Origin of the sequence: Herbidospora mongoliensis, from assembly GCF_001570545.1 — a bacterium.
GTDB classification, from domain to species: domain Bacteria; phylum Actinomycetota; class Actinomycetes; order Streptosporangiales; family Streptosporangiaceae; genus Herbidospora; species Herbidospora mongoliensis.
Map to the genome: position 1 here is coordinate 58,867 of NZ_BBXD01000011.1, position 10,980 is coordinate 69,846.

At 72.2% G+C, this 10,980-nt stretch carries 10 protein-coding genes; all 10 read left to right on the forward strand.

Translation table 11 applies throughout. The features are described from left to right. The first annotated feature begins 50 nt into the window (after positions 1 to 50). From AW272_RS12110 to AW272_RS12155, 10 genes are read left to right on the forward strand one after another with little or no spacing between them, the layout of a single operon-like run. Complete coding sequence (locus tag AW272_RS12110) at positions 51 to 1,478, forward strand: DHA2 family efflux MFS transporter permease subunit (protein WP_066363842.1); 1,428 nt, start codon at positions 51 to 53, stop codon at positions 1,476 to 1,478. Beyond that, complete coding sequence (locus tag AW272_RS12115; RefSeq protein WP_066363844.1) at positions 1,475 to 2,482, forward strand: LLM class flavin-dependent oxidoreductase; 1,008 nt, start codon at positions 1,475 to 1,477, stop codon at positions 2,480 to 2,482. Before AW272_RS12110 ends, AW272_RS12115 begins: the two co-directional genes overlap by 4 nt. Before the next feature lie 52 nt (positions 2,483 to 2,534). After that, complete coding sequence (locus tag AW272_RS12120) at positions 2,535 to 4,169, forward strand: ABC transporter substrate-binding protein (protein WP_066363846.1); 1,635 nt, start codon at positions 2,535 to 2,537, stop codon at positions 4,167 to 4,169. Next, on the forward strand, positions 4,166 to 5,104 hold the full coding sequence (locus AW272_RS12125; RefSeq protein ID WP_218010866.1) for an ABC transporter permease: 939 nt from the start codon (positions 4,166 to 4,168) through the stop codon (positions 5,102 to 5,104). Before AW272_RS12120 ends, AW272_RS12125 begins: the two co-directional genes overlap by 4 nt. Beyond that, a complete protein-coding gene (locus AW272_RS12130; RefSeq protein ID WP_066363848.1) occupies positions 5,101 to 5,907 on the forward strand; it encodes an ABC transporter permease in 807 nt (268 codons plus the stop codon). The genes AW272_RS12125 and AW272_RS12130 overlap by 4 nt, the downstream gene beginning before the upstream one ends. Beyond that, positions 5,904 to 7,493: a dipeptide ABC transporter ATP-binding protein gene (locus AW272_RS12135; protein WP_066363849.1), complete on the forward strand. Its 1,590-nt coding sequence runs from the start codon at positions 5,904 to 5,906 to the stop codon at positions 7,491 to 7,493. Before AW272_RS12130 ends, AW272_RS12135 begins: the two co-directional genes overlap by 4 nt. Positions 7,494 to 7,527: 34 nt before the next feature. Continuing rightward, positions 7,528 to 8,688, forward strand: coding sequence for an acyltransferase family protein (locus AW272_RS12140; protein ID WP_218010867.1), 1,161 nt, complete (start codon positions 7,528 to 7,530; stop codon positions 8,686 to 8,688). Next, the gene (locus tag AW272_RS12145) at positions 8,685 to 9,866 is read left to right on the forward strand and encodes a cytochrome P450 (protein ID WP_066363852.1); all 1,182 of its coding nucleotides are present in this window, start codon (positions 8,685 to 8,687) and stop codon (positions 9,864 to 9,866) included. The genes AW272_RS12140 and AW272_RS12145 overlap by 4 nt, the downstream gene beginning before the upstream one ends. 10 nt (positions 9,867 to 9,876) lie before the next feature. Beyond that, entirely contained in the window at positions 9,877 to 10,068 is a 192-nt protein-coding gene (locus tag AW272_RS12150; RefSeq protein WP_066363854.1) for a ferredoxin, read from the forward strand. A 2-nt stretch (positions 10,069 to 10,070) separates the two neighbouring features. Then, a complete protein-coding gene (locus AW272_RS12155) occupies positions 10,071 to 10,937 on the forward strand; it encodes an alpha/beta hydrolase (protein WP_066363855.1) in 867 nt (288 codons plus the stop codon). Positions 10,938 to 10,980 lie beyond the last annotated feature (43 nt).

Consider the following 10,980-nt stretch of genomic DNA (forward strand, 5'->3'; position numbering starts at 1 on the left):
TTGAACTCGCCAGTTCAATTCTACTGTCTCCCCGGTTCAAAGGAGTTGTCATGTCAGGCTCGGCCCGGCTCGACCGGTCGCTGCTCACGCTGATCGGCGTGATGGTGCTCGGCGGCATGATGTCCTACCTCGACGCGACGATCGTCAACGTCGGCATCAGCACGCTGACCGCCGAGTTCGAGGCCACCCTGTCCACGATCGAGTGGGTGACCACCGGCTATCTGCTCGCGGTCGCGCTCGCCATCCCGCTGGCCGGATGGGCGATGACGCGCTTCGGCGCCAAGCGCATGTGGCTGCTCGGCCTGACCGTGTTCCTGGCCGGGTCGACGCTCGCGGCCTTCGCCTGGAACGCCGAGAGCCTCATCGCGTTCCGGATCCTGCAGGGCCTCGGCGGCGGCATGGTCGACCCGATCATGATGACCGTCGTCGCGGGCGCGGCCGGTCCGGCCCGCATCGCCCGGGTGATGGGGCTCATCTCCATCCCCATCACGCTCGGCCCGGTCGTCGGCCCGATCGTCGGCGGCCTGATCCTGGAGAACCTCTCCTGGCAGTGGATGTTCCTGGTCAACATCCCGTTCGCGCTGGCCGCGATCGTGCTGGCCCTGGTCGTGCTGCCGGCCGACCAGCCCGGGGGCCGCGCGCCGCTCGACTGGATCGGCGTCTTCACCCTCTCCCCCGGCTTCGCCGCCCTGGTCTTCGCCCTGTCGCGGGCCGGCGCGGAGGGCTTCGGCAGCCCCTCGGTGCTGATCGGCCTGGCCGTCGGGCTGGCGCTGTTCGCCGCCTACATCACCCACGCGCTGCGCACCACCGGCACGCCACTGCTCGACCTGCGGCTGTTCCGCAGCAAGGGGTTCAGCGCCAGCGTCACCACCATGTTCCTCATCGGCGGCGGCCTGTTCTCGCTGCTGTTCCTGCTGCCGCTCTACTACCAGGAGGTGCGCGGCGAGTCCGTGCTGGCCTCGGGCCTGCTGCTGGCCCCGCTCGGGCTGGGCACGCTCATCGGCATGCCGATCGCGGGCAATCTGGCCGACAAGCTGGGCGCGAAGCGGCTGGTGCCGGTCGGGGCGCTGCTCATCGGGCTGGGGGCGCTGGCCTTCACCGGTTCCGACGCGGGCACCTCGCAGGTGCTGCTGACCGGCGCGCAGTTCGCCACCGGGTTCGGCCTCGGCCTGGTCGGCGCGCCGACGATGGGCTCGGTCTACCGCACGGTGCCCGGCGACTCGGTGGCCGGGGCGACCGGCGCGGTCTTCATCCTCAACCAGATCGGCGCCTCGCTCGGCATCGCCGTGGTCGCGCTCATCCTCCAGGGCGGCGGCGCGCACGCCGTGCCCACCGTCACCTCGTTCGGCGACGCCTTCTGGTGGCCGGTGGCCGCGGCGGCCGTGGTCTTCGCCGCCGGGCTGCTGCTGCCGGGCAAGCCGGAGGCACCCGCCGAGCCGGTCGCCGAACCGGCGCCCTCAGAAGGAGCCCTGTCATGACCCTGCCCCTCTCCGTTCTCGACGTCGTCCCGGTCTTCGAGGGCGGCTCGGCCACCCAGGCGTTATCCGACACCGTGGCCTTCGCGCCGCAGGTGGAGGAGCTGGGCTACCTGCGCTACTGGGTGGCCGAGCACCACAGCACCACGAGCCTGGCCACCTCCGCCCCGGCCGTGCTGGCCGGGGCGCTGGCGGCGGCGACCACGACGCTGCGGGTGGGGTCGGGCGGGGTGCTGCTGCCCAACCACGCCCCGCTCGTGGTGGCCGAGCAGTTCGGCACGCTGGAGGCGCTCTACCCCGGCCGGATCGACCTCGGGCTCGGCCGGGCCCCCGGCACCGACCCGCGCACCGCCAGGGCGCTGCGCCGCTCGCCCGAGGGCGCCGCCGACTTCGCCGGTGAGATCGGCGAGCTGAGCGGCTACTTCGCGCCCGCCGACCGGTCGAGCGGCATCGTCGCGGTGCCGGCCGCCGACGCGCGGCCCGACCTGTGGGTGCTCGGGTCGAGCCCCGGCAGCGGCGCGCTGGCCGGGTCGCTGGGGCTGCCCTACGCCTACGCGCACCAGATCAACCCGCGCGACACGGCGCAGGCGCTGGCCGCCTACCGGAGCGCGTTCCGGCCCTCCGCGCAGCTCGACCGGCCGCGCACGCTCATCGCCGCGCTGGTCACCGTCGCCGCCACCGACGAGGAGGCCTTCACCGCGGCCTCCTCCTACCTCCTCGGCAAGGTCCTCATGCGGACCTCACCGCACTTCGAGGTGTTCCCGGCCGCGGCGAGAGCGGCCGGGCACCGGTGGTCGGCGCCCGAGCGGCAGTTCGTGGAGGCCATCGCCGAGCCGCAGCTCATCGGGAGCCTGCAGACCGTGGCGGGCAAACTCGACCGGCTGATGCGCGACACCGGCGCCGACGAGCTGATGGCCCTCACGGTGGTGCCCTCGCAGGACGACCGGCTGCGGTCCTTCCAGCTCCTGGCCGAGGCCGCCGAGATCGTCGTTTCAGCGCCGCTTTAGAGCGACTCCCGATAGTTCAGAAAATCGCACCACCGAACTACCTGGAGTTCGCATGCCCCCCTCACGTGCCGTACTGGCGGCCGCCCTCCTTATCGCCCTCGCCGCGTGCGGCACGGAGAACACCCCCGCCGTCGGCGGCGCCGGTGAGGCGGCGAAGCCGGTCACGTCCGGTTCCCTCACGCACGCGGTCGACGAGGAGCCCGACTGCTGGGACCCGCACGTCAGCGCGCAGGACGTCACCTCGTTCCTCCAGCGCCCGGTCTACGACTCGCTGGTCTACCAGACGCCCGACGGCGCCCTGGAGCCGTGGCTGGCCACCAAGTGGGAGGTCAGCCCCGACTCCAAGGCGTACACCTTCACCCTGCGCGAGGACGTGGTCTTCCACGACGGCGCCAAGCTCGACGCCGAGGCGGTCAAGGCCAACTTCGACCACATCACCGCCAAGGAGACCAACTCCCAGTACGCGGCCGGGCTGCTCGGGCCGTACAAGGGGGTCTCGGTGGTCGCGCCCAACCAGGTGAAGATCGAGTTCACCCGTCCCTACGTGCCGTTCCTCCAGGCGGCCAGCACGACGGCGCTGGGCATCGCCTCCCCCGCCTCGCTGAAGGCCGGATCCGACGTGCTGTGCGCGGCCGGCGCCGGGTCGGTCGGCTCCGGACCCTTCACGTCGGGCGCCTACGTGCGCGGCCAGGAGCGGACGTACGCCAAGAACGCCGCCTACAACTGGGCGCCGAAGGACGCCGGGCACGCCGGTCCCGCGCGGCTCGACTCGGTGAAGGTCCGATTCATCTCCGAGGACGCGACCCGGGTGGGCGCGCTGAGCTCCGGCCAGGTCGACACGGCGAGCAAGATCCCGGCCAACCAGCTCGGGGTGCTGAAGGCCAACCCGGAACTTCAGGTGCTCGACAAGCAGGTGCCCGGCGCGGTCAACGCCTTCTACCTCAACACCAAGGGCGCGCTGTTCTCCGACGTCAAGGTGCGCCAGGCCTTCCAGCGGGCCATCGACGTCGACACGCTCGTGAAGTCGGTGTTCCAGGGCATCTACCCACGCGCCTGGAGCCCGCTGTCGCCGACGACGCCGTCCAGCTACGACGCCTCGCTGGAGAACACCTGGCCGACCGACACCGCGCTGGCCGGCAAGCTGCTCGACGAGGCCGGGTGGACCGGCCGCGACTCCGAGGGCTACCGCACCAAGGACGGCAAGCGGCTCACCGTGGTCGCCCCGATCTACGGCGAGGCGAGCACGTTCTCGCAGGCGGTGCAGGGTGACCTGAAGAAGTCGGGCATCTACCTCGACCTGCTGGCCTCGACCGACGCGATCGAGATCGGCGGCCGCCTCGACGAGGGCCGCTACGACGTGGTCGAGCTGTCGTGGGCGCGCGGCGACGGGGACATCCTGAGTCACTTCTTCTTCTCCGACCAGACGTCCAAGAACAGCGGGCACAACTTCGCCCAGGTCACCGACCCCGGGGTGGACAAGTGGCTGACGGCGGCGCAGACCGCCCAGGAGCCGGCCCAGCGCGCCGCCGAATACGCCCAGGTGCAGAAGTGGGCGATCGAGAACGCGGTGGTGGTGCCGACCTACGTCGACACCCAGAACCTGGGCGCCAGCAAGAAGGTGCACGACCTGCGGCTCAGCATCTCGGCGCACCCCGAGTTCTACGCCGCCTGGGTCGAATCCCCGTGAGGGGTGTCCTGGCCCGGCTGGTGAGCGCGGCCCTCGTCGTGTGGGCCGCCGCCACCTGCGCCTTCCTGGTGCTGCAGCTGATCCCCGGTGACCCGGTCTACGCCATCGTCGGCTCCGACGCGCTGGTCTCCGAGGAGCAGCACGAGAGGATCCGCGAGGAGTACGGCCTCGACCAGCCGCTCGTGGCGCAGTATCTGAACTACGTCGTCCGGCTGGCGACGTTCCGGTTCGGCGAGTCCTACCAGCTCCAGCAGCCCGTCTCGACGGTGCTGGCCGACCAGTTGTGGCCGACCGTGCAGCTCGCGCTGGCGGCCACCGTGCTGGCCCCGCTCCTGGCGGTGCTGGTGGCGGTGGCCACCTCGGGCCGGGCGGCCTGGCCGCGCCGGGTGGCCGCCGCGGTGGAGCTGGTGGTCGTGTCCACGCCGTCGTTCTGGCTCGGCATCATGCTGCTGACGATCTTCTCCTTCCGGCTGGGCTGGCTCCCCGTGGCGGAGACCGGCGGCGTCGCGTCGCTGGTCCTGCCGACGATCACGCTGGCGCTGCCGATCGCGGCGGTGCTGACCCAGGTGATGCGCGAGGGCCTGCTCAGCGCGCTCGACCAGCCGTTCGCGGTGACCGCGCGGGCGCGCGGCGTGCCCGAGACGGCGGTGCGCTACCGCCACGCGCTGCGCCATTCGGCGATCCCGGCGCTGACCATGGCGGGCTGGTTCACCGGCACCCTGCTCGGCGGCGCGGTGATCGTGGAGAACGTGTTCGCCCGGCCGGGCATCGGCCGGATCACCCTCCAGGCGGTCGGCGACCGCGACCTGCCGGTCGTGCAGGGCGTGGTGGCGCTGTCGGCGGTGGTGTTCGTCGCGGTCGCCGCGCTGATCGACGTCCTGTACGCGGTGGTCGACCCCCGGCTGCGCAGGAGAACGGGGGTGCAGGCGATATGAAGCACACCGGAACCGTGATCGCGGCGCTGCTCCTGGGGCTGATCCTGGCGGCCGCCGCCTTCCCCGGGCTGCTCACCGGAGGCGACCCGACCGCCACCGACCCGCTCGCCACCCTCCTGCCGCCCGACGCCGCGCACTTCTTCGGCACCGACCAGCTCGGCCGCGACGTGTTCACCCGGGTCGTGTACGGCGCCCGCCACTCCCTGGCCATCGGCGCGGCGGCCACCGTCGGCGGGCTCCTCATCGCCGTGGTGTGGGGCCTGCTGGCGGCGCTGTCGGGCCGGTTCGGCGACGCGGTGCTGATGCGGGTGGCCGACGCGCTGCTGGCGCTGCCCGGCCTGCTGCTGGCCCTGCTCGTGGTGCTGATCACCGGCAAGGGCGTGATCGGCGCGACGCTCGCGGTGGCCGTGGGCATCGCGCCCGGGTTCGCCCGGGTGGTGCGCGCCCAGGCGCTCGTGGTGCGCCGGTCGGGCTACGTCGAGGCGGCCATCGGGCTGGGCGTCCCCCGGCCGCTGGTGACGCTGCGGCACGTGCTGCCCAACACGTTCGGGCCGCTGCTGGTGCTGGCCTCCGTCACGCTCGGCATCTCCATCTCGACGGGCGCCGCCCTCAGCTATCTCGGCCTGGGCGCGCAGCCGCCGACGCCGGAGTGGGGGGCGATGCTCACCGAGAGCCAGGGCTTCCTCCATCTGGCCTGGTGGGCGGCGCTTTTCCCGGGGCTGATGCTCGTCCTGACCGTCATCGCGGTGACCGTCGTCGGCCGCCACGCGCAGAACCGATCCGAGGGACGGTACGCCTCATGAGCCTCGTCGAGGCCGTAGACCTCAACGTCTGGTTCGCCGGCGGCCGGGTGCACGCCGTCCGCGACGCGTCGCTGCGGCTGGAGCCGGGCCGCTGCCTGGCCCTGGTCGGCGAGTCGGGCTCGGGCAAGTCGGCGCTGGCCCGCTCGCTCCTCGGGCTGGCCGGGCCGACCGCCACCGTCACCGCCGGGGAGCTGCGGATCGCCGGGCAGGACACCCGGGGCTTCGGCCCGCGCGACTGGCGCAAGGTGCGCGGCCGGCACGTCGGCCTGGTCTCCCAGGACGCCCTGGTCGCCCTCGACCCGCTGCGCCCGATCGGCGCCGAGATCACCGAGTCGCTGCTGGCGCACCGGACCGTGCCCAGGAACAAGGTCGGCGAACGGGTGGTCGACCTGCTCACCCGGGTCGGCGTGCCGGAGCCGGAGGAACGCGCCCGCCAGTACGTCCACCAGTTGTCGGGCGGGCTGCGCCAGCGGGCCCTGATCGCCTCGGCCATCGCGGCCGAGCCCGGCATCCTGATCGCCGACGAGCCGACCACCGCGCTCGACGCCGCCGTGCAGGCCCGGGTGCTGGCCCTGCTCGACGAGCTGAAGGAACAGGGCACCGGGCTGCTGCTGATCTCCCACGACCTGGCCGTGGTGGAGGCACTGGCCGACGAGGTCGCGGTGATGCGGCACGGCGTCATCGTCGAGACCGGCCCGACCGATCGGGTGCTCGACGACCCGCGACATGAGTACACGAGGGAGCTCCTCGCCGCCGTCCCCGGCACCCGGCCGAGGCCCCCACGTGGCCCTCTTGCCAAGGGTGACCCGCTGCTGACCGTCACCGGAGTCGTGAAGCGCTTCGGCGCCCGCACCGCCGTCGCCGGGGCCGACTTCACGCTCCGCCCGGGTGAGACGCTCGGGCTGGTCGGCGAGTCGGGGTCCGGCAAGACCACGCTGGCCCGCGTCGTGCTCGGGATGGCCGCGCCCGACGAGGGCACGGTGCTGCTCGACGGCGCGCCCTGGAGCGGCGTCCCCGAGCGGGCCCGCCGGTCGAGGCGGCGCACGATCCAGCTCATCCCGCAGGACCCGCTCAGCGCCGTCGACCCGCGCTGGCCGGTCTCCCGCGTCGTCGGCGAGGCGCTGGCCGCGACCGGCGTGCCCCGCGCCGAACGCACCGCGCGCACGGTGCTGCTGCTCGAGCGGGTGGGCCTGACCCCCGACCTGCTCGACCGGCGGCCCGCCGCGCTGTCGGGCGGCCAGCGCCAGCGGGTGGCCATCGCCCGCGCGCTGGCGCCGCAGCCGAAGCTGCTGGTGTGCGACGAGCCGGTGTCGGCGCTGGACGTGTCGGTGCAGGCCCAGGTGCTCGACCTGCTGCGCCGCCTCCAGGAGGAACTGGGGCTGGCCACCCTGTTCATCTCCCACGACCTGGCCGTGGTGCGGGAGGTATGCGACCGGGTGATGGTGATGAAGGACGGCGTCGTCGTCGAGTCGGGGCCGGTCGAAGACGTGTTCGCGGGGCCGGCGCATCCGTACACGAAGGCGCTTCTGGACGCGGTGCCACGACGGGCCCGCACCGCTCACGAACCGGCACAAGAACGGCTTTAGACCCGGCCAATACCGCGCTGCGAGCCTCATGCTCATGACCAGCTCACCTGAACAGACCCGCGGCGCCCGACTTCCATCGCTGACCGGGCTGCGCTTCCTCGCGGCGCTGCTCGTGTTCGCCTTCCACACGACCTGGCAGACCAAGTTCGTCGACACATCGGTGTTCGAGAGCGCCGGATTCTACGGCGTCACCTTCTTCTTCGTGCTCAGCGGGTTCGTGCTGACCTGGTCGGCGCGGCCCGGCGACACCGCGCCGAAGGTGTGGCGGCGGCGACTGGTCAAGATCTTCCCCAACCATCTCGTCACCTTCGTGGTGGCCGGGGTGCTGATGCTGGTGACCGCGCAGGTGTTCACCGCCACCGGCACCCTGGCCAACCTGTTCCTGCTGTCGGCGTGGATCCCCGACATCACGGTGCCGAACACGATGAACTCGGTGAGCTGGTCGCTGTCGTGCGAGCTGTTCTTCTACCTGACGTTCCCGTGGATCCTGCGGCTGCTGAACCGCTTCTCGACCCGCGCCCTGTGGACCACGGCGGGCGTTCTCGTCGCGGTCACGCTGCTCGTGCCGCTGGTGTCGATGTACCTGATCGGCGGCCAGCCGTTGCCGTTCATCTCCGACGGCACGCTGTCGTTCGAGCAGATCTGGTTCGTGTACTTCTTCCCGCCCGTCAGAGCGGCCGAGTTCGTGCTCGGCGTGGTCGCGGCGCGCCTCGCTCTGCAGGGCTCCTGGCCCCGGCTCGGGCTCGCCCCCGCGCTGCTCATCGCGGCGGGCGGTTACGTCGTCCAGGCGAACGTCCCTTATCTGTACGGCATCGCAGGCACCGCGGCCATCTGGCTGACGCCCCTGGTGGTGGCCGCCGCGCAGGCCGATCTGAACCTGACCCGGTCTCCGTTCCGGGGGCGCGCGCTGGTGCGGCTCGGGGAGTGGTCGTTCGCGTTCTACATGGTGCACGGCCTGACGGTGACCTACATCCACCGCTATCTCGTCGGCGAGGGCGAGGTCACGCCCCTGGCCGGAACGGGGCTTCTCGTGCTGGCGCTCGCGGTCGCGCTGGTGCTGGCCTGGGCCCTGTTCACGTTCGTGGAGACCCCGGCGGTACGGCGGTTCAGCGTGTCGCGGCGCGACCGGACCCCGTCACGCCCGTCGCCCACACCCGCACCCGCGCAGAAGCCCCTTCAGGAGGCGACCGAATGACCGTCCTGCCTGACTATCCGCAGGCCCGCGGCTGTCCGTTCCACCCGGCCGACGGCTACACCGACTACGCGCCCGTCGCGAAGGTCCGGCTCTACAACGGGCGTGAGGTGTGGGCGGTGACCGGCCATGCCGAGGCGCGGCAGGTGCTGCTCGATCCGGTCACCTACTCCTCCGACCGGGTGCACCCGCACTATCCGGCGCTGGCCCCCCGGTTCGAGTCGGCCCGTAAGGTGCGCAACTTCATCGGCATGGACCCGCCGGAGCACACCGTCCAGCGGCGCATGCTGCTGTCGAGCTTCACGGTGAAGAAGACGAACGCGCTGCGCCCCCGTATCCAGGCGCTGGTCGACGGGCTCCTCGACGAGATCGAGGCCAAGGGGCCGGTCGCCGACCTGGTGCCCGAATTCGCGCTGCCGGTGCCGTCGATCGTCATCTGCGAGCTGCTCGGGGTGCCGTACACCGACCATGCCTTCTTCGAGCACCAGTCGCGGCGCGTGGTCACCGGCAGCACCACCCTGGAGGAGAGCGCCGACGCGTTCACCCAGCTCAAGGCCTATCTCGACGAGCTGATCCAGCGCAAACAGCGGGAGCCGGGCGACGGGCTGCTGGACACGCTGATCGCCGAGCAGGTCGAGACGGGCGCGCTGTCCCGAAGCGAGCTGGTGGACATCGCGCTGCTGCTGCTCGTGGCCGGGCACGAGACCACCGCGAGCGCCATCGCGCTCGGCGTGGTCACCCTGCTGGAGCACCCGGAACAGCTCGCGGCGCTGCGGTCGGACGCCCGGCTGCTGCCGACGGCGGTCGAGGAACTGCTGCGCTTCATGGCCATCGCCGACGGCATCGCCAGGTTCGCCACCGCCGACGCCGACCTGGCGGGCCATCAGGTGCGGGCCGGGGACGGCGTCGTCATCGTCATCGCCACCGCCAACCGGGACGGCGGCGCTTTCCCGTCCCCCGCCGCGTTCGCGGTCGACCGGGGCGCGCGGCACCACGTCTCGTTCGGGCACGGCGTGCACCAGTGCATCGGCCAGAACCTGGCCCGCGCCGAGATGGAGATCGCGCTCGGCACGCTCTTCCGCAGGCTGCCCGGCCTGCGGCTGGCCAGAGACCTCGCCGACCTGCCGATCAAGGAGGCCGGCGGCGTCCAGGGTGTCTGGGAACTGCCCGTCACCTGGTGAGAGGAGTGTCATGCGCATCACCGCCGACCAAGAACGGTGCCTGGGCGCGGGACAGTGCGTGCTGTCCGCGCCCGACCGTTTCGACCAGTCCGACCTGGGGCTGGTCGAAGTGCTCGACCCGGAGGTGCCGGAAGGGGACGAGCAGCGCTTCCGGGACATCCTCGACCTGTGCCCGTCACAGGCCCTGTCTCTGGAGGCGTGACCATGCCCATCAGCGGAACCCTCGCCGACGCCGTCGCCGACCGGGCGGGCACCCGCCCGCAGCCGTTGCACGCGCTGCCCACGTTCGACTCCGTGGACGTGACCGAGCGCACCGACCCCGTTCTGATACGCGTCTACCGTCCACGCGGCCTGACCGGTCCCCTGCCCGCGACGCTGTGGTTGCACGGCGGCGGGTTCGTGCTCGGCAACATCGACCACGTGCACCAGGCGGCGGCGCAGGCGGCGGCGTACGCCTCCGCCGTCGTGGTGGCGGTCGGCTACCGGCTCGCGCCGGAGCACCCCTATCCGGCCGGACTGGAGGACTCCTACGCCGCGCTCGAATGGCTGGCCGCCGAGGCGTCCGATCTGGGCGTGGACGCCTCGCGGCTCGGCGTCGCCGGGGCGAGCTCCGGCGCTGCGCTGGCCACCGGAGTGGCCCTGCTGGCCCGCGACCGGGGCGGCCCGCCGCTGGTGTTCCAGCATCTGACCACCCCCGCCCTCGACGACCGCCTCGACACCGCCTCGATGCTCACGCTGACCGACGCCCCCATCTGGAACCGGGGGCTGGCCGCCGAGAGCTGGCGGCTGTATCTGGGCGGCGAACACGTGGCCGCCTCCGGCTACGCCGCACCCGCCCGCGCGGAGGACCTGGCGGGCCTGCCGCCCGCCTACATCTCCACGGCGGGCCTCGACCCGCTCCGCGACGAGGGCATCCTGTACGCCCTGCGGCTGGCCCAAGCCGGAGTGCCGGTCGAACTGCACAACTTCCCGGGCTTCTACCACGCCTTCGGCGGCCCGGACGTACCGGAGGAACAGCACCGAATCGCCGTAGAACATCTAGCCGCCCTGAAGCACGGCTTATGGCCCTGACCGCGACCTTTAGACCGCCCCAAGGCCATCATTAGCGGTTCGG

Excerpts from the sequence above, each read along its gene's own strand:
- AW272_RS12110 (WP_066363842.1), top strand. The coding sequence starts at position 51 with ATGTCAGGCTCGGCCCGGCTCGACCGGTCGCTGCTCACGCTGATCGGC.
- AW272_RS12115 (WP_066363844.1), top strand. The coding sequence starts at position 1,475 with ATGACCCTGCCCCTCTCCGTTCTCGACGTCGTCCCGGTCTTCGAGGGC.
- AW272_RS12120 (WP_066363846.1), top strand. The coding sequence starts at position 2,535 with ATGCCCCCCTCACGTGCCGTACTGGCGGCCGCCCTCCTTATCGCCCTC.
- AW272_RS12130 (WP_066363848.1), top strand. The coding sequence starts at position 5,101 with ATGAAGCACACCGGAACCGTGATCGCGGCGCTGCTCCTGGGGCTGATC.
- AW272_RS12135 (WP_066363849.1), top strand. The coding sequence starts at position 5,904 with ATGAGCCTCGTCGAGGCCGTAGACCTCAACGTCTGGTTCGCCGGCGGC.
- AW272_RS12140 (WP_218010867.1), top strand. The coding sequence starts at position 7,528 with ATGACCAGCTCACCTGAACAGACCCGCGGCGCCCGACTTCCATCGCTG.
- AW272_RS12145 (WP_066363852.1), top strand. The coding sequence starts at position 8,685 with ATGACCGTCCTGCCTGACTATCCGCAGGCCCGCGGCTGTCCGTTCCAC.
- AW272_RS12150 (WP_066363854.1), top strand. The coding sequence starts at position 9,877 with ATGCGCATCACCGCCGACCAAGAACGGTGCCTGGGCGCGGGACAGTGC.
- AW272_RS12155 (WP_066363855.1), top strand. The coding sequence starts at position 10,071 with ATGCCCATCAGCGGAACCCTCGCCGACGCCGTCGCCGACCGGGCGGGC.